Raw genomic sequence first — 17189 nt, 5'->3', positions numbered from 1 at the left:
TTCGCGTCGCCGATCCGTGGCTGACAGCGTCCGACACGCGCGCGGGGCGCATCCCCATGGCCCACCCGCACCCTTCGGTGCCCGGCGAGGAGTATCGCCCCTCGGCCTTCTCCGGCGAGGTCGTCCCCTTCGTCGTCACGGCATTCCGCGAGGGTCACGACCTCATCGGCGTGCATCTGCGTCTGTTCTCACCCTCGGGCCACGAGTCATTGCACCGCCTGTCCCCGCTTGGCGACGGCTTCGACCGCTGGAGCGTGCAGGTCGCCCCCCTGGAAGAGGGGGTATGGCGTTTCCGTTTTGAGGCGTTCGGCGACGACTTCGCGACGTGGGAGCACGCTGCCGACCTCAAGATCGCCGCAGGCGTCGACTCCGCCCTCATGCGCGAGATGGGTGCCCGACTGTTCACCGCCGCTGCGCCGCAGAAAGATCGTGCCGCGTCCGAACGCCGCGCCCTCATGGCCGCGGCCGCGACGCTCCGCGACGCCGAGATCGATGACGATGCGGCGTTGCGCGTCGTCCGCGACCCCGCGATCGCGGGCTTCTTCGGCGCACGTCCTCTGCAGTCGCTGCTCACGATCGGTCGCGACCGGGAGCTGCTCGTGGAGCGTGAGCGCGCCGGTGTCGGTGCCTGGTACGAGTTCTTCCCCCGCTCCGAGGGGGCGAGGCGGCTGAAGGACGGTTCGATCAAGAGCGGCACCTTCCGCACCGCGGCCAAACGGCTGCCGGCCGTGGCTGCCATGGGTTTCGACGTGCTGTACCTACCGCCCATCCACCCGATCGGCGAGGTCAACCGCAAGGGACCGAACAACACGCTCGATGCGAGGCCGACCGATCCTGGCTCTCCGTGGGCCATCGGGTCCGCCGCGGGAGGCCATGACACCGTCCACCCCGACCTCGGTACCCTCGCCGACTTCCGCGCGTTCGTGCGGGCGGCGCGCGCCGAAGGCCTGGAGATCGCGCTCGACCTCGCCCTGCAGGCCGCCCCCGATCACCCGTGGGTCACCGCGCACCCGGAATGGTTCACGACGCTTCCCGACGGTTCGATCGCCTACGCGGAGAACCCGCCGAAGAAGTACCAGGACATCTACCCCGTCAACTTCGACAACGATCCCGAGGGCATCCGCGCGGAAGTGCTCCGCATCGTCCGGCATTGGATCGCGCAGGGCGTGAAGATCTTCCGTGTCGACAACCCTCACACGAAGCCCCTTCAGTTCTGGGAGTGGCTCATCGCCACCGTGAACGCGGAACACCCCGACGTCGTCTTCCTCGCCGAGGCGTTCACGAGGCCGGCGCCCCTGCAAGCGCTCGCCCAGGCAGGTTTCCAGCAGAGCTACTCCTACTTCGCCTGGCGCAACACGAAGGCCGAGCTCGAAGAGTTCTTCCGGTGGATCGCGCACGACACCGCTGATTTCATGCGTCCCAATCTCTTCGTGAACACCCCCGACATCCTCACCGAGTACCTGCAATACGGCGGACGGCCCGCGTTCAAGATCCGCGCGGCCCTCGCGGCGACCGCCGGGGCGTCGTATGGCGTGTATGCAGGATATGAGTTGGTCGAGAACATCGCGCGGCCCGGTTCCGAAGAGAACATCGACAACGAGAAATACGAGTACAAGATGCGCGACTGGGATGCTGCGGCATCCGAGGCCACGTCGATCGCGCCGTACCTGACGCGACTCAACGACATTCGTCGCGCGCACCCGGCGCTTCGCCAGTTGAGGAATCTGAGCATCCACTGGAGCGACGACGACGCGATCCTCGTCTACGTGAAGCACCTTTCGGCCGCCCTGAGCGAGACCGGACGGGCCGACACCGTGATCGTCGTCGCCAACGTCGACCCACACTCAACGCGTCAAACCAGCGTGCACATCGACAGCGCCGTGTTCGGGGTGCCGCGCGGCTCCGACTATGTGGTCGAAGACCTCATCACGGGAGCGACGTGGACCTGGAATCAGGACAACTTCGTCCGCCTCGACGCGTTCGACGAACCCGTCCACATCCTGCACGTGAAGGAGTCATGATGAGCGACGTATCCGACGAGATCCTCGACACGGTCGCCACCGGCTCGTACCACGCGCCGCACGATGTGCTCGGCCCACACCGCAGCGCCGACGGAAGCTGGGTCATCCGCGCACGGCGTCCGATGGCGACATCGGTGACCGCCGCCCTCGACGACGGCACGAACATCACCTTGGAGCACGTGCGAGCCGGCATCTGGGAGGGGCGCAGCGCTGAACAACCCCGCGCCTACGAACTCGTCGCGTCATACGACGGCGGAGCCGACTATCGTGCCGACGACCCCTACCGCCATCTCCCCACTCTCGGCGATGTCGATCGCCATCTCATCGCCGAAGGTCGCCACGAGCAGCTCTGGCAGGCGCTGGGCGCCCATGTACGCCACTACGACGCCGTGTCGGGCGTATCGTTCGCGGTCTGGGCACCCCACGCGCGCGCCGTGCGCGTTGTCGGCGATTTCAACTCCTGGGACGGCCAGGGGCACTCGATGCGCAGCCTCGGCTCTACCGGCGTCTGGGAGCTGTTCGTGCCGGGATTGGCTGCCGGCATCGTCTACAAGTACGAGATCCTGACGCGTCATGGCGGATGGATCCTCAAAGCCGACCCGATGGCGCAGCGCGCCGAAGTCCCGCCCGCGACGGGATCTGTCGTCACCGAAAGCGCCTACACGTGGGGCGACGACGCGTGGTTGTCTGGGCGCGCTGAGCGTGACGTGCTCGCCGAGCCTATGTCGACCTACGAACTGCACCTCGGCTCGTGGCGGCCGGGGCTCGGATACCGCGACGCCGCGGAACCGCTGATCGAGTACCTCCGCGACGTCGGGTACACGCACGTCGAGTTCCTGCCCCTGGCGGAGCACCCCTTCGGCGGTTCATGGGGATACCAGGTCAGCGGCTACTACGCCCCGACCAGCCGCTTCGGCAGTCCTGACGATCTCCGCTACCTCATCGACCGCCTGCACCAGGCCGGGTTCGGCGTCATCATGGATTGGGTCCCGGGCCATTTCCCGAAGGACGCGTTCGCGCTCGCCCGCTTCGACGGCGACGCGCTCTACGAGCACCCCGATCCTCGTCGCGGCGAGCACAAGGACTGGGGCACGCTCATCTTCGACTACGGCCGCAGTGAGGTGCGCAACTTCCTCGTTGCCAACGCGTTGTACTGGTTCGAAGAGTTTCACGTCGACGGCCTCCGCGTGGATGCCGTGGCGTCGATGCTCTACCTGGACTACTCCCGTGAAGAGGGCCAGTGGGAGCCCAACATCTACGGAGGTCGGGAGAACCTCGAAGCCATCCGCTTCCTCCAGGAGGTCAACGCGACGGCCTACAAGCGGTATCCGGGCATCGCGATGATCGCGGAGGAGTCCACCAGCTACCCCGGTGTCACCGCACCCACCAGTGCGGGAGGGCTCGGGTTCGGTTTGAAGTGGAACATGGGCTGGATGAACGACTCGCTCGAGTACATCAAGCGCGACCCGATGTACCGTGCCCACCACGAGGGTGAGCTGTCGTTCTCGTTCGTCTACGCCTTCAGCGAGCATTTCGTCCTGCCGATCAGCCATGACGAGGTCGTCCACGGCAAAGGGACGCTGTTCACCCGGATGCCGGGCGATCACTGGCAGAAGCTCGCCAACACGCGGGCATTCCTCGCCTTCATGTGGGGCCATCCGGGCAAGCAACTGCTGTTCATGGGGCAGGACTTCGGTCAGCTCTCCGAATGGTCGGAGGGACGAGGTCTCGACTGGTGGATGCTCGATCAGCCGCCCCACCGCCAGCTTCTCGACTTCGTGAGCGCACTCAATCGCGTCTACCGCGACAACGCGCCGCTGTGGGAGCGAGACAGCGACGGTACGGCGTTCGCCCGTATCGGAGCACCGATCTGGAACCCCAACGTCTTCGCCTTCACTCGCTATGACCAGGCGGGCAACGCGGTGGTCGTCGTCTGCAACTTCTCCGGCGTGCCGCTGCACGACTATGTACTGGACCTGCCGGGTGGCGGAGCGTGGACGGAGCTGCTCAACTCGGATGCCGAGGCCTACGGGGGCTCCGGCGTCGGCAACATGGGCACCGTCAACGCCGACGACAACGGTCGCGCGACTCTCGTGCTGCCGCCGCTCGGCGTGCTCTGGCTCGGACGCTCCGCGTCCTAGCACGCCGAAGCGCGGTTCAGAACAGCAACGACGTCAGTCGGCCGCGCGCGCGGATGACCCGCGGGTCGGTATCGCCGATGAGCCCGAACAGCTCGACGAGACGCTCCCGCACGCCGACGCGCTCATCGGCAGCAAGCGCAGCGAAGAGGTCGAGGAGTCGGTCGAACGCGTCCTCGACGTGGCCGCCAGCGATGTCGAGATCGGCGACGGCGAACTGCGCCTGGATGTCGAGGGGGGCGGATGCCGCGCCGTCGCGAGCCTGCTGAAGGTCGAGCCCCTGCACCCGCTGCAGCAGTCGCACCTGTCCGAGACCGGCGCGCGCCTGCTCGTCGCGCGGGTTCTCCGACAGCGCGGACTCATAAGCCGAGACGGCGCGGGCGTAGTCGCCGGCTTCGATCGCATCGAAGGCTTCCTGGTGCAGGGGCGGAAGGGCAGGTTCGCCGGCTTCTGCCTCAACGGGTTCCCCGTTGCCGACAGGCACCGTGCCCGTGACCCCGTTCTGCGCCGCGAGCTGCAGCAGCTGAGCGAACACCTCGCGCACCTGCTGCTCGGGCACCGCTCCGGTAAACAGCGGCACGGGCTGCCCGGCGACCAAGGCGACGACCATGGGGATCGACTGCGCACGGAAGCCCTGTGCGAGCTGTGGGTTGGCATCGACATCGACCTTCGCGAGCACGAGGCGCCCGGCGAGTTCGGTGACGACCTTCTCGAGGATGGGGCTGAGCTGCGTGCAGGGGCCGCACCACTCCGCCCACAGATCGACGACCACGGGGACCGTCTTGGAGAGCTCGAGGACCTGCCCGAATGTCTCATCTGTCGCGTCGAAGACCAGCGATGCCGACGCCGAGGCCGGTCCGTTGGCGCCTGTGGAGGCGGCGTCCGATGCGGCGCCGCGGGAGCGGAGGCTGGATAGATCGACGGCACCGCGCAGCACGGCGCCCGAGGTGGGATCACTCACTTTAGGAGACCACTTTCGCGTCGAGGATGGATGTGGAGTACCCGAGCAATTGAATGCGCTTGTTCGAGCTCTGAGAGGGAACGAAGAAGAACAGCTGATCGACGAACGTCGTCGTGAATCCGGTCGACGACTGCCCGACTCCCGTGAGGGTCTGCACGATGGGGTTTTTGTCGAGTTTGATCACGGCATCGCTGTTGGTCGGTTTGACCGTGTCGCTCTCGTGCACGGTCAGGGCCACGATCGCGCCGGAATCCAGTGTCGCGAGCGAGATGGGTGTGTCGGGGCCGGCGGATGCCGCGAAGCTCAGCGTGCCGGTCTGGGCGCCCGTCTGGTTGAAGCTCTGCAGTCGCGCCGCTCGGTTGTCGGCCACGAGCTTGCGGAACGAGTCGTTGGTGGAGTCGAACTGCGCTGCGAACGGACTGCTGTCGCCGTTGGTGAGGATGTCGGCGTACGCGGCCGCGACCTTGTTCGGCGCCATGGCGAGGAACGGCGAGTCGGGATCGATGGCGATCGCACCGACATAGGTGGGCGCGAGGTTCAGGCTGGCCTGCGAGACGAGCTCGGCCTCGTTCGTCACCTTGTAGGGCGACCAGGGGTCCTCCTGAGTGACGCTGAGGATGACATCGCCGGTTTCGATGACAGCGAAGAACGTCCGCGGCCACCCGTCATAGGCCTCGGGCAGGATCACCTTGACCGGCTTGTCGGGAAGCGGTCCGAGCGCCGTGTGACCGGCGACATCGCGCAGTTTGTAGTCCGTTTCGCGGGCCGCTAGCGCCGAGTCCGTGAGTCGGACGGCGGCAGCCGCGGGGTCTTTCGCGGCGTCTGCTTTGGCGACCTGCTCCGACACACGCGTGAGAATGCGCTCCGCCTGTGCCTGGGTCACCGCGGGACTGCCCTGATCTTGGGGAACGACGATGCTCTCCGAGGCGGAAGGAGTCGGCGTTGCCGCGAACTGGGGCCAGGCATCCGCGGTGCATCCCGTGAACAAGAGCGCGGTGAGTCCGACGGCCGGCACCGCGATGAGCGCCTTCTTGCCCCGAGTGAGTTGCCGGCGCGTGGGGGTGGCGCTGATCACGCCCTTCGCCCCTCCCTCGACGGCGAGATCGATCGGTTCGGTAACCGGCATCGGTAGGCCTTTGCGGCGGGGCCCGCGCGAGCGACGGGCGTGGCGCACCCCCAGCACGTACACCACGAGGCCGATCAGCAACAGGATGCTGCCACCGACGATCAGCGGGCCGGCCCACGGGGTGTTCGCGCCATTGGGCCAGGTCAGGGTGATGCTCGTCGGGGCGGGCTTCACGCCATCGCTCGCAACGAGAAGGCTCATATCGGCCGGCAGTTGGAGGGGCGTGACGAGGACGTCGTCTTGTTGGAACTCGTCGAGCCACAGGTCGGATCCGACCGGTGTGATCGCTGCGCTTCCCGCCGCCGGCGGCGTCTTGGCGGCGACGGCGGCCGACTCGGTGGTGTCACCCTTCAATGTCACATGCGTGTACGACGACGGCGTCAGCCATGCCTCGAGGTCGGCCGTGCGCCCATACGACGCGAAGATCGTGCCCGATTCCTGCACTCGCAGCGTCTGTGAGCCCGTGTGACTGTTCAGCACGCTGCCATCGATGAGCACGTAGGGAGCGTCACCGGTGACCGAAATCGTCTGGCTCTCGGTCCGCGGGCCTTGCAGCACCGTGCGCTGAGCGATGCCCGCTCCGATCATGAGGGCAGCCAGCACGAAGGCCGTTACAGCCCAGACGAAACGCACGAAAGACACCTCCCTGCGCACCGCAGACGGGATCGCGGCGCACAATCGACATTCCAGACTAGCGAAAACGTCCTGTGCGTCGCCCGGGAGTCAGAAGTCAACCCCTCCTCGTGTCGTCCCCGGAATGCTGTAGCGATGCGTATTCTGACATCACCATGAAGCTCCAGCATCCGTTTCGCACTGCCCTGATCGCCACGCTCGGCGTGGGCGTCGGCATCCTGCTCATCACGAGCGTGCAGACCCTGTCGACGATCTTGCTGTACGTCGGGACGGCGCTGTTCCTGGCGCTGGGTCTCGACCCACTGGTGAGTTGGCTCGAGCGCCGGAAGCTCCCACGCTGGGCGGCGCTGCTGATCACATTCGCCGCGGTGCTGGCGATTTTCACGGGCATCGTGCTGATCGTGATCCCGGTGCTGGTGGGTCAGATCGCGCAGCTCGTCACCCAGATCCAGAACCTGATCCAGAGCGCTGTGGACGGCGCGTGGAACCCCGTCGACGATCTTTCCAAGTGGCTGCACAGCACCTTCCCTGCCCTCGACGTCGACATGGCCTTCAAGTACGTGTCGGACTGGTTCAACACCCTGGACTTCGGCAAGATCGGAAGCTCCGCCGGGAACGTCATCCTCGGCATCGGCGCATCCATCATCTCCGGCTTCACCGGCGCGATCATCATCCTGATCCTGACGATCTACTTCACCGCGTCCACGCCGTCGTTGAAGGCCGCCGTCGCCCAGTTGGTGCCGGCATCCAAGCGGGCACGCTTCGTCGACCTCTCGGAGCAGATCACGGCGTCGGTCGGCCACTACGTCATGGGCCAGGTCACGCTCGGCGCGATCAACGGTGTTCTGAGCGCCGTCTTCCTGTCGATCATCGGCGCGCCCTTCCCGGCCGTGCTCGCCGTCGTCGCGTTCTTCTTCTCCCTCATTCCGCTCGTCGGAACACTGACCGGTTCGGCGATCATCGTCCTGACGTGCCTGATCCCCGGTCTCGGTTCTCCGTTGACGGCGATCGTCGCGCTGATCTGGTACGCCGTCTACATGCAGGTGGAGGCGTACGTCCTATCGCCGCGCATCATGAACCGTGCGGTGTCGGTGCCCGGAGCGGTCGTCGTCATCGCGGCGTTGGCCGGCGGTTCACTGCTCGGACTGCTCGGCGCCCTCATCGCGATCCCCGTCGCCGCGAGCATCCTCATCATCTACCGCCAGGTGATCATCCCCCGACAGAACGAACGCTGAGTCAGCACGCGGCGCTGCCTGATCAGTCCTCGTCCCATTCGGTGGCAAGGGGAAGGGCATCGGGGTTTACGGCAGCGACGATCTCCGTCAGGACACGCCGCGTCTGCGTCTCCCCCACCCACAGGTGTTTGCCCCCCTCGACCGCGATGAGCTCGGCGTGGGTGATCGGCGAGAAGCGTTCGCGGGCTTCGTCGGGGCGCAGGTAGTCGTCGAATTCGGGAACGAGCACCACCACCTGGCGGGGGTCGCCGCTCCACGCCGCGACATCGTCCGCTCCGGCACGGTGCAACGGAGGTGAAAGCAGGATCACGCCGTCGACCGCATGATCGCGGCCGTATTTGAGGGCGAGCTCGGTTCCGAAAGACCAGCCGAGCAACCAGGGATGCGGCAGGCCGCGGGCGGTGACGAGATCCATCGCTGCCGCCACATCGAACGCCTCTGCGCGCCCCCCATCAAACGCGCCCTCGCTGGTTCCGCGTGGTGAGGTGGTGCCCCGGGTGTTGAACCGCACCACGGCGAGATCTGCCAGGGCGGGAAGCCGTCCGGCGGCCTTGCGGAGAATGTGCGAGTCCATGAATCCCCCCGCGGTGGGCAGGGGGTGCAGCGTCACGAGGGTCGCGACGGGTGCCCGGTGTTCGGGAAGCGCCAGTTCACCGACCAGGGTGAGACCGTCCACCGTGTGCAACTCGACCTCCTCGCGGTGCGCGGGCAGGAGTACGGGGCCACGAATCTCCATGTCAGGAAACCTTCCAGCACGCCGTGTGCCAGTGTCGGCGCGCGGCGAGGTCGGCCGCGTCGCCGAGCACGCCATCGGCGCGCCAGACGACGAGGTGTGCGGTTCCCGGGCCGACCTCTCGGTTGCACCCGGGGCAGGTATAACTCTTCTGAGCCTGTGCAGCCGCCACCGGCTGCACCGTCCACTCGGACCCGCGCTTGATCTCAGAACGCTTCCAGCCATTCAGCAACCGATCGAACGAATCGTCGGCGGGTGAGGGCTGCCGTCGGTTCGCGCGAGGCATGAGGTCAGTACCACCCCGTGGACTGGGAATGCGACCATGCACCGCAGGGGCTGTCGTAGCGGCCTCCGATGTAGCCGAGGCCCCAGGCGATCTGCGTGGCCGGGTTGGTCTCCCAGTCGGCGCCCGCCGACCCCATCTTGCTCCCGGGGAGGGCCTGCGGGATGCCGTAGGCACCACTGCCGGCGTTGTATGCGCCGACTCGCCAACCCGACTCCTTGTTCCACAGTGCGACCAAGCAGGCGAACTGATCGTCGCCCCAGCCTCGCTGCTGAACCATGCCGTAGGCGATGGCCTGGGCCGTGCCCGGATCGGGCGCGACGAACGGCGGAGACCAGGTGGAGGTCGACGCCGACGAGCCCTTGGGTGTCGCGCTCGGCGTGGGAGTCGGTTTCGGGGTCACGTAGACGCTGTACACCACCCCGTCGCGGCCGAGCCCGGTGGTCTGATCAGACGCGGCCAGGTAGGCCTGCGCGTCGGCGATGGTCGACGCGTAGAGCGAAATCGGTGCCACTTCGGCCGCTTGCGCTTGCGGGGTGGACGCCGTCAGCGGACCGATGTACGCCACTGCGAAGCCGAGGACCGCGAGCACGGCGAAGACGCTCAACGCGCCGCGCCGACGCGACCACTGCGCCGGCGGTGGCGGTGTCGCCCTCCGCGTGGACCGACGAGAAGCCTCGGCGTGACGAGAGGACGCGCGAGTCGCACGCTCCACAGCATCCGCGGGTGTCAGATCGGCCTCAGGAGTCACAGTGCCACCGATTGTACCCGTGCGCCGGAACCCGTGTCATGGCGCCGGTCACACGACCGCAAGCATGACCTCGACGACGGCGTCGAGCACAGCATCCACCTGGGCTTCGCTGTAACCTCGGCGCTGCATGCGGAATGCGACCGACCGGACCTGGTCGACCGTCACCGGCTCGCCGTCCTCGAGGAAGCGCGCGATCTTGTCGGCCACCAGATCGACCTCGTCGACCCGATAGCCGAATCGCAACAGGCCGACCCGACGGAAACGATGCCCCTTCGCACGTGTGAGACGGTCGAGGACCTCCTGTGCGAGCTGGCGGGACTGCCCCACCCATGCGCGCGCGCCGCGGCGCGACAGCGCCTGCTCACGCTCGCGAGCGGCGAAGGCGTCCTCGATACGGCTGAGGGCGGCATCCACCGCGGCGACCTGATATCCGCGACGCACCAACGGGAAGGCCGCCGTCCGCACGACCGTCGAGTCGAGATCAGTCCGCTCCCCCGACTCGAACGCCGCACGAGCGCGATCGAGGAAGGCGTCCACAGCTTCGGGACGGTAGCCGCGCGTGCGGCCCGTGGTCAGCGGGAACGGCGAGGTCACGGCCTCGGAAGAATCGCTCATGACGTCACCAGGGGGAAGAACAAGAAGTAGAGGGCCAGTGCCGCAGCGGCCGACGGCAGGATGGAGTCGAGGCGGTCCAGAACACCGCCGTGGCCGGGCAGCCACGAGCTCATGTCCTTGATCCCGAGGTCACGCTTGATCATCGACTCGCCGAGATCACCCAGAGTGGCGCAACCGAGAATGAGCAGACCGAAGATCGCGCCGGCCCACCAGGGCACATGAAGCATGAACAGCGCCCAGAGGATCGAGGCAGCGATCGTCGCCAGCGCTCCGCCGGCAAAGCCCTCCCACGTCTTTTTCGGGCTGATGCGCGGCGCCATGGGGTGCGAGCCGAACGCGAGACCCGAGGCGTACGCACCGGTGTCGGTCGCCACGACGGCGATCAACATGCCGAGCACCCAGTACTCGCCCTGTTCCTGGCGGAGCAGAACGAAAGCGAGACTGGCGAGGAAGGGGACATAGAGCGGGACGAAGCCAGCGATGAGCACGTCGCCGAGCACATCCCCGTAGCGACGTCCGTCGCGCGCGACCATCTGGGCCATCAGACGCCAGACGATGACCGCCGCCACCGCGCCGAACGTGAGTGCCCAATGTGTGAGGTGGCCTGCGAAGAACGCCGACAGCATGATGATCGTGCCGGCGACCAACTGAGGCCAGACGTCGACGCGACGCCCCGCGGTCTGCAGGGCACGGCTGAACTCGAACACACCGAGAAGACAGACCGGGATGGCGAAGATCAAGAACAGCCACTTGATGAACAAGAGCGAGCCCAGCACCACGAGCCCGATGGCCACGCCGATGACGATCGCCATCAGCAGGTTGCGGCCCGTGCGGGCGTTGATGCGGTCGTTGACCTGGTCGAAATCGGCTCGGGCGCGATCGATCTGATGCTCGAACTCGCTCCGCGCCGCGCGCACGTGGGCTTGGAAGTTGGACGTGCTCTCCGCGCGGGCGCGGTCGTCTCCGGACCCGGGGAGGTGCCCGGATACCGAATCGTCCGGAGAGTCGATCGTCGGCACGTCCTCAGACCTCGAGAAGCTCGGCCTCTTTGCGCTTGAGTGCCTCGTCGATGTCATCGACATGGCTGCGCGTGACGGCGTCGAGTTCCTTCTCAGCGCGCACGAGGTCGTCTTCGCCGACCTCGCTCTTGAGAGCGTCCAGTTCGTCCTTGGCCTTACGGCGAATGCCGCGCAGGTGCACCTTCGCATCTTCGCCCTTGGTGCGCACGAGCTTGACGTACTCCTTGCGACGCTCGGCGGTCAGCTCCGGCATGGTCACGCGGACGATGTTGCCGTCGTTGGTCGGGTTCGCCCCGAGGTTCGGCATGTCGCGGATCGCCTGCTCGATCGCCTTGAGAGCCGACTTGTCGTAGGGCGTCACGACCAACGTGCGCGCCTCGGGGGTGTTCAGCGACGCCAGCTGCGAGAGCGGCGTCGGAGAGCCGTAGTAGTCGACCAGGATCTTCTGGAAGAGCTGCGGGTTCGCGCGACCCGTGCGGACGGTCGCGAAGTCGTCCTTCGCGGCCTCAACGGCGCGGTCCATACGGGCGGACGTGTCGGCCAGGATCTCGGCGATCACGGTCACTCCATTCATTCGGTACGTCAGGGAAAGTCTAGTGCGGGGGGCCGCGGGGCTCAGACGCTGACGAGCGTCCCGATCGGCTCCCCCAGCAGCGCGCGGGTGACGTTGCCCGCAGGCTCCATGCCGAAGACACGCATGTCCATACCGTTGTCCATGCACAGGCTGAACGCCGTCGAGTCCACGACCTTCAGCCCGCGCTGCAGCGCGTCTCGGTAGGTGATGGTGTCGATGCGCTCAGCGTCGGGGTTCGTCTTCGGGTCGGCCGTGTACACGCCGTCGACACCGTTCTTGGCGACCAGTACCTCGGTCGCGCCGATTTCGAGCGCGCGCTGAGCGGCGACCGTGTCCGTCGAGAAGTAGGGCAGTCCGGCACCGGCGCCGAAGATGACGACGCGGCCCTTCTCCATGTGGCGCTCTGCGCGCCGTGGGATGTAGGGCTCGGCCACCTGAGTCATCGAGATCGCGGACTGCACCCGCGTCGCCGCACCGGCCTGTTCGAGGAAGTCCTGCAGGGCGAGAGCATTCATCACGGTGCCCAGCATGCCCATGTAGTCCGCCCGCCCACGGTCCATACCCCGCTGGCTGAGCTCCGCGCCGCGGAAGAAGTTGCCGCCACCGACCACGATCGAGATCTCGACGCGGTCAACCGCTTCCGCGATCTCCCGAGCGATCTGACCGACGACGTCCGGATTGACGCCCAGCTGCCCCCCGCCGAATGCCTCTCCGGACAACTTCAGGAGGACGCGACGGCGTCCGGTGTTCTCATCGATCACGGGGGGATCCTCTCGTCGAATGCAGACTATCGAAGGGCGGGCATGGAAAAGGGGCCCGCATTCGGGTGAATGCGGACCCCCTGAGGCGACTTAGGCGCCGACCTTGAAGCGGGCGAAGTCGGTGATCGTGATTCCGGCGTCACCGGCGACCTTGGCGACGGACAGCTTGTTGTCCTTCGCGTAGTCCTGATCGAGCAGGGCGACCTGCTTGAAGAAGGCGTTCACGCGTCCCTCGACGATCTTGGGCAGAGCCGCCTCGGGCTTTCCCTCGTTGCGCGAGATCTCCGTGACGATCTCGCGCTCCTTCTCGACCTCAGCCGCGGGAACGTCGTCACGCGAGAGGTAGGTCGGGTTGGCGAACGAGATGTGCTGTGCGATCGAGCGCGCAGTCTCTGCGTCGTCACCCGCGTAGGCCAGCACGACGCCGACCTGCGGGGGAAGGTCCTTGCTGGTCTTGTGCAGGTAGACCTCGAACTTGTCGCCCGCGATCGTGCGCACGCGACGAAGCTCGACCTTCTCGCCGATGATCGCTGCCTCGTCGGAGATCAGGTCCGCGACCGGCTTGCCGTCGGCATCCGCAGCCAGTGCGGCCTCGACCGAGTCCGCACTCACGGCGGCGGCCGCGGCGAGCACCTTGTCGGCCAGCGCGATGAAACGCTCGTTCTTGGCGACGAAGTCCGTCTCGGTGTTGAGCTCGATGATGGTCACCTTGCCGTCGTTCTCGGAGGCCGCGACCAGGCCTTCGCTCGTGGAGCGGTCGGCACGCTTCGCGTTGCCCTTCGCGCCCTTGAGGCGCAGGATCTCCACGGCCTTCTCGAGGTCGCCGTCAGCTTCCTCCAGTGCCTTCTTGGTGTCGACCATGCCCGTGCCGAGCTGCTCGCGCAGGGCCTTGATGTCGGCGATGGTGAAGTTTGCCATGGGTGGTGGCTCCTTGCGTGTCGTGAGTTCTCGTGGGATGCCGGGTGCAGACACACTCAGAGGCATGTCCGCACCCGTGCGAAGGGTGGTCTTACTCGGCAGCGGCGGCGAGGGCCGCGTCGTCGCCCTCGGCCTTGGCCTCGGCGCCGGCCTCGTCGGCGGCCGACTCGGTCGCGATCGTCTCGACCTCTGCGACGTCGGTCACGATGGCCGTCTCGGCCTCAGCGGCCTCCACGACGGGCGTCTCGAGCAGCTCGCGCTCCCAGTCGGCGAGGGGCTCAGCGTCGGCCGACTCGTCGGTGGGCTGGTGGCGCTGGATGAGGCCCTCGGCAGCAGCGTCGGCGATGATGCGGGTGAGCAGGCCCACCGAGCGGATCGCGTCGTCGTTACCCGGAATCGGGAACTGGAACTCGTCGGGGTCCGCGTTGGTGTCGAGGATGCCGATCACGGGGATGCCGAGCTTCTGGGCTTCGCTGACCGCGAGGTGCTCGCGCTTGGCGTCGACGATCCAGATGGCGGAGGGCGTCTTCGTGAGGTTGCGGATACCCCCGAGCGACTTGTGCAGCTTGTCGAGCTCGCGCTTCTTGAGCAGCAGCTCCTTCTTCGTGAAGCCGCTCTCGGCGGGGTTCTCGAAGTTGAGCTCCTCAAGCTCCTTCATGCGCGCAAGACGCTTGGAGACGGTCGAGAAGTTGGTGAGGAGGCCACCGAGCCAGCGCTGGTTGACGTAGGGCTGGCCGACGCGCGTCGCCTGCTCGGCGATGACTTCCTGCGCTTGCTTCTTGGTGCCGACGAAAAGCACGGTGCCGCCGTGGGCGACCGTCTCGCGCACATACTCGTAGGCCTTGTCGATGTAGCCCAGCGACTGCTGCAGGTCGATGATGTGGATGCCGGAGCGCTCCGTCAGGATGAAGCGCTTGACCTTCGGGTTCCACCGGCGGGTCTGGTGTCCGAAGTGAACGCCGCTGTCGAGCAGCTGGCGAATGGTGACGACGGCCATGGCCGTTCTCCTTTTCGTTGGGTTGATCGCGGGGACCGGTCGGTCCCGTGCGCCTGGTGCCCGGCGCACACCCGCTCGCCGCTATCGCGGTGAGACCTCGGGGTGTGAATGCCGCGGCATCCGTCCGTGGGACGGCGCCGCTGTGGGCACGCGGAGTCACCCCGACTCGCGGGGTGCATCGATCAGTGTATCAGCCGGACTCCCTCCTCCCCCGCGACGAGCGGGTCCGCGTTCTCCACAGATTCCGCTCCCTGTCCCGCGGTGCCCGCGGGGGGGTGCGCAGGGTGGAGGGATGACTGAGTATCGGTGGCCACCTCGCACCGTCCGGGCTGTCACGATGGTCGCTGTCCTGCTCGTCTGGAGTGCGTGCCCCGCATCGGAGGCGCGGGCGGCCACGATCGCACCCCTGGCGATAGCTCCCGCGCGCGTCGTGGCGTGGGCAGCTCCAGACCGCGACGAGCGGTGGCGATGGCCGGTCACGCCACCGCGCGTCACCGAGCCGTACCGCGCCCCGGCACATGCCTACGGGGCGGGTCATCGCGGTATCGATCTCTTGGCTCCGGTCGGAACCAACGTGTCGGCGGTCGCCGACGGAGTAGTGGCGTTCGCGGGTGTCGTCGTCGATCGGGGGGTCGTGACGATCGATCACGGCGATGGCGTCGTCAGCACGCTGGAGCCGATCGACCCGCACGTCGCGGTCGGTGACGTCGTGCGAGCCGGCGAGCCTGTGGGCGTGCTCGCCGGTGGCGGACACACCCGCATCGGCGAAGTGCACCTGGGAGCCCGCCTCGCCGGTGAGTACGTCAATCCGCTGCTGCTGTTGTCGGCGATGCCGCGTGCCGTGCTTCTGCCGTGCTGCGAATGATCAGGGAGCAGGGTAGGTGTTGCCGTCGCCGCTGACCGATGTCGTCACGACGCGCGGTGCCGAAACGGCGTTGTCGTTGCCGGAGATCTCGAGCGCACCGATCTCCTCGGAGCTCGTCACCGCGTTGCGCTGACCGCGGACCGTCACACTGGCCGCTCGCGCCGCGTCCACGCTGTTGTCCTGGCCCTCGATGGTCACCGTGGTCAGCGTCGCCGCCCCGATGACCCGGTTGTTGTCGCCCTGGATGAGGAGCGTGCCGATGGCGGCGGCGGAGGTGTCGAGCGTGATGCCGCTGCCCGTGACGGAAACCCGGTAGCAGTCACCGACGCGTGCCGACGTGCCCGACCCACCCGAGATCGTCACGGTGCCGCCGGCACAAGGCGTGGGCGCCGCACTGATCGTCGGCGACGGCACGAGCACCGTCTTCGAAGGCGACGACAACGGCGAGGCGATCGCCGTCGCCTCGTTGGGTGTCGGGAGCACCGTGCGACGCGCGTCCGGTTCTGCGGCGCACGCTGTCAGCGCCATGGCGATCACCACGGATACGACAACCCCGATGGGACGAGTCCTCATGAGAGCAGGCTAGCGCCGCACATCTGCGGTCATGCCCGGGGGTGTGCGAGCCGGTAGGCGGCGGCGAGTCGCTCGGACGAGACGTGCGTGTAGATCTGAGTCGTTCCCAGGCTTGCGTGGCCGAGCATCTCCTGGACCGTCCGGAGGTCGGCGCCGCCATCCAGGAGATGGGTCGCCGCCGAGTGCCGGAGGGTGTGCGGACCAGCGGCCTCACCGACCGCCGGCGCAATCGCGCGCGAGACGATGTCGTAGGCGGAGCGGGGGCCGAGCCTCGCGCCACGCGCGCCGAGCAGCAGTGCGGGCGTGCCGCCGCCGCGCCGCATGAGCGTCGGTCTCGACCGGGAAATGTAGGCCTCGAGGGCCCGGGCAGCGGGAGCACCGTAGGGCACCACCCGCTCTTTGCCGCCTTTGCCCCAGACGCGCACGGTACGTCTGGCCGAATCCAGATCCTCCAGGTCGATGCCGCACAGTTCGGAGACCCGCAGCGCAGAGGCGTAGAGCAACTCCAGGATGGCGGCGTCGCGCAGCGCAATCGGGTCGGACCCGTCACTGGTCGCGTCGGCATTGGTGAGAACGGCTTCCATCGCCGCCGCCGTCGCGACTTTCGGCAGGGGGCGCCCGCGCCTCGGAGCGACGAGTCGCAGCGCGGGGTCGAGCGGTATGCACCCCTTCTCCGTCACCCAGGAGAAGAACCCACGGGCAGCGGCCGTCCGGCGAGCGAGAGTGGAGCGCGCATCGCCGCGGGTCGTTGCGCGCCACAGCCAGTCTCGGAGCGCTTCGAGGTCGATCTCGGCAAGTTCTCGATCGCCGATCGCCGCCACAAGGTCGCGCAGATCGCCCGTGTACGCACGCACGGTTGCCGGCGACAACCGACGCACGTCGGCGAGGTGTCTCGCGTACGCGTCGACCGCCTGCGACAGGTGCATCCCTCCAGCATGACGCGCGGCGCGAGTTTCCCTCTCGCGACGCTCCGGTGGCGCCGTGCC

Annotated in this window: 17 protein-coding genes; 4 read left to right on the top strand and 13 right to left on the bottom strand. The window is 67.4% G+C overall.

All coding sequences use genetic code 11. From position 1 onward, the window contains the following. Window positions 1-56: 56 nt before the first annotated feature. Both ITJ43_RS01115 and glgB read left to right on the top strand, forming a co-directional pair. Window positions 57-2021 carry an alpha-1,4-glucan--maltose-1-phosphate maltosyltransferase gene (locus ITJ43_RS01115; RefSeq protein ID WP_194582394.1) on the top strand — a complete coding sequence of 655 codons (1965 nt, stop codon included), beginning with the start codon at window positions 57-59 and terminating at the stop codon, window positions 2019-2021. Next, window positions 2021-4162, top strand: a complete 2142-nt coding sequence (glgB, locus tag ITJ43_RS01110) for a 1,4-alpha-glucan branching protein GlgB (RefSeq protein WP_194581326.1) — start codon at window positions 2021-2023, stop codon at window positions 4160-4162. The genes ITJ43_RS01115 and glgB overlap by 1 nt, the downstream gene beginning before the upstream one ends. A gap of 16 nt (window positions 4163-4178) precedes the next feature. On the opposite strand, the gene ITJ43_RS01105 is transcribed toward glgB, so the two are convergent. Continuing rightward, complete coding sequence (locus ITJ43_RS01105) at window positions 4179-5120, bottom strand: tetratricopeptide repeat protein (protein WP_194581325.1); 942 nt, start codon at window positions 5118-5120, stop codon at window positions 4179-4181. 1 nt (window position 5121) lies between these two features. After that, window positions 5122-6879, bottom strand: a complete 1758-nt coding sequence (locus tag ITJ43_RS01100) for a glycosyl transferase (protein WP_194581324.1) — start codon at window positions 6877-6879, stop codon at window positions 5122-5124. A gap of 155 nt (window positions 6880-7034) precedes the next feature. Here ITJ43_RS01100 and ITJ43_RS01095 point away from each other — a divergent pair, with 155 nt between their 5' ends. Continuing rightward, on the top strand, window positions 7035-8114 hold the full coding sequence (locus tag ITJ43_RS01095; protein ID WP_194581323.1) for an AI-2E family transporter: 1080 nt from the start codon (window positions 7035-7037) through the stop codon (window positions 8112-8114). Between the two features lie 22 nt (window positions 8115-8136). Here ITJ43_RS01095 and ITJ43_RS01090 read toward each other — a convergent pair whose 3' ends face one another. The 9 genes from ITJ43_RS01090 to rpsB all read right to left on the bottom strand — a co-directional run bounded on the left by ITJ43_RS01090 (window position 8137) and on the right by rpsB (window position 14765). Beyond that, window positions 8137-8850 (bottom strand): alpha/beta hydrolase, encoded by a 714-nt coding sequence (locus tag ITJ43_RS01090; RefSeq protein WP_194581322.1) that lies wholly within the window; start codon window positions 8848-8850, stop codon window positions 8137-8139. Window position 8851: 1 nt separating this feature from the next. Beyond that, window positions 8852-9133 carry a hypothetical protein gene (locus ITJ43_RS01085; protein ID WP_194581321.1) on the bottom strand — a complete coding sequence of 94 codons (282 nt, stop codon included), beginning with the start codon at window positions 9131-9133 and terminating at the stop codon, window positions 8852-8854. A 4-nt stretch (window positions 9134-9137) separates the two neighbouring features. Beyond that, window positions 9138-9737, bottom strand: coding sequence for a lytic transglycosylase domain-containing protein (locus tag ITJ43_RS01080; RefSeq protein ID WP_194581320.1), 600 nt, complete (start codon window positions 9735-9737; stop codon window positions 9138-9140). Window positions 9738-9929: 192 nt separating this feature from the next. Beyond that, the gene (locus ITJ43_RS01075; protein ID WP_194581319.1) at window positions 9930-10496 is read right to left on the bottom strand and encodes a DivIVA domain-containing protein; all 567 of its coding nucleotides are present in this window, start codon (window positions 10494-10496) and stop codon (window positions 9930-9932) included. Further along, entirely contained in the window at window positions 10493-11515 is a 1023-nt protein-coding gene (locus ITJ43_RS01070) for a phosphatidate cytidylyltransferase (protein WP_194581318.1), read from the bottom strand. The genes ITJ43_RS01075 and ITJ43_RS01070 overlap by 4 nt, the downstream gene beginning before the upstream one ends. Before the next feature lie 4 nt (window positions 11516-11519). After that, window positions 11520-12074: a ribosome recycling factor gene (frr, locus tag ITJ43_RS01065; protein WP_194582392.1), complete on the bottom strand. Its 555-nt coding sequence runs from the start codon at window positions 12072-12074 to the stop codon at window positions 11520-11522. A 56-nt stretch (window positions 12075-12130) separates the two neighbouring features. After that, on the bottom strand, window positions 12131-12850 hold the full coding sequence (gene pyrH, locus ITJ43_RS01060) for a UMP kinase (protein ID WP_194581317.1): 720 nt from the start codon (window positions 12848-12850) through the stop codon (window positions 12131-12133). Window positions 12851-12940: 90 nt separating this feature from the next. Further along, window positions 12941-13768, bottom strand: coding sequence for a translation elongation factor Ts (gene tsf / locus ITJ43_RS01055; protein ID WP_194581316.1), 828 nt, complete (start codon window positions 13766-13768; stop codon window positions 12941-12943). 91 nt (window positions 13769-13859) lie between these two features. Further along, window positions 13860-14765 carry a 30S ribosomal protein S2 gene (rpsB, locus tag ITJ43_RS01050; RefSeq protein ID WP_194581314.1) on the bottom strand — a complete coding sequence of 302 codons (906 nt, stop codon included), beginning with the start codon at window positions 14763-14765 and terminating at the stop codon, window positions 13860-13862. A 292-nt stretch (window positions 14766-15057) separates the two neighbouring features. Between rpsB and ITJ43_RS01045 the strand changes: the two genes are divergently transcribed. Then, window positions 15058-15630 carry a murein hydrolase activator EnvC family protein gene (locus tag ITJ43_RS01045; RefSeq protein WP_228495269.1) on the top strand — a complete coding sequence of 191 codons (573 nt, stop codon included), beginning with the start codon at window positions 15058-15060 and terminating at the stop codon, window positions 15628-15630. Here the strand turns inward: ITJ43_RS01045 and ITJ43_RS01040 are convergent, their stop codons facing one another. Both ITJ43_RS01040 and ITJ43_RS01035 read right to left on the bottom strand, forming a co-directional pair. Continuing rightward, a complete protein-coding gene (locus tag ITJ43_RS01040) occupies window positions 15631-16203 on the bottom strand; it encodes a DUF3060 domain-containing protein (protein WP_194581312.1) in 573 nt (190 codons plus the stop codon). A gap of 29 nt (window positions 16204-16232) precedes the next feature. Next, a complete protein-coding gene (locus tag ITJ43_RS01035; RefSeq protein ID WP_194581310.1) occupies window positions 16233-17129 on the bottom strand; it encodes a tyrosine recombinase XerC in 897 nt (298 codons plus the stop codon). Window positions 17130-17189 lie beyond the last annotated feature (60 nt).

Origin of the sequence: Microbacterium sp. VKM Ac-2870 (assembly GCF_015350795.1) — a bacterium.
In the GTDB taxonomy this organism is placed as follows: Bacteria; Actinomycetota; Actinomycetes; order Actinomycetales; family Microbacteriaceae; genus Microbacterium.
Note: the sequence above shows the minus strand (reverse complement) of the source record. Positions and strands in the feature narration are given on the sequence as shown.

Excerpts from the sequence above, each read along its gene's own strand:
- rpsB (WP_194581314.1), bottom strand. The coding sequence starts at position 14,765 with ATGGCCGTCGTCACCATTCGCCAGCTGCTCGACAGCGGCGTTCACTTC.
- ITJ43_RS01075 (WP_194581319.1), bottom strand. The coding sequence starts at position 10,496 with ATGAGCGATTCTTCCGAGGCCGTGACCTCGCCGTTCCCGCTGACCACG.
- glgB (WP_194581326.1), top strand. The coding sequence starts at position 2,021 with ATGAGCGACGTATCCGACGAGATCCTCGACACGGTCGCCACCGGCTCG.
- ITJ43_RS01035 (WP_194581310.1), bottom strand. The coding sequence starts at position 17,129 with ATGCACCTGTCGCAGGCGGTCGACGCGTACGCGAGACACCTCGCCGAC.
- ITJ43_RS01115 (WP_194582394.1), top strand. The coding sequence starts at position 57 with ATGGCCCACCCGCACCCTTCGGTGCCCGGCGAGGAGTATCGCCCCTCG.
- ITJ43_RS01090 (WP_194581322.1), bottom strand. The coding sequence starts at position 8,850 with ATGGAGATTCGTGGCCCCGTACTCCTGCCCGCGCACCGCGAGGAGGTC.
- ITJ43_RS01040 (WP_194581312.1), bottom strand. The coding sequence starts at position 16,203 with ATGAGGACTCGTCCCATCGGGGTTGTCGTATCCGTGGTGATCGCCATG.
- ITJ43_RS01085 (WP_194581321.1), bottom strand. The coding sequence starts at position 9,133 with ATGCCTCGCGCGAACCGACGGCAGCCCTCACCCGCCGACGATTCGTTC.
- ITJ43_RS01095 (WP_194581323.1), top strand. The coding sequence starts at position 7,035 with ATGAAGCTCCAGCATCCGTTTCGCACTGCCCTGATCGCCACGCTCGGC.
- ITJ43_RS01045 (WP_228495269.1), top strand. The coding sequence starts at position 15,058 with ATGACTGAGTATCGGTGGCCACCTCGCACCGTCCGGGCTGTCACGATG.
- tsf (WP_194581316.1), bottom strand. The coding sequence starts at position 13,768 with ATGGCAAACTTCACCATCGCCGACATCAAGGCCCTGCGCGAGCAGCTC.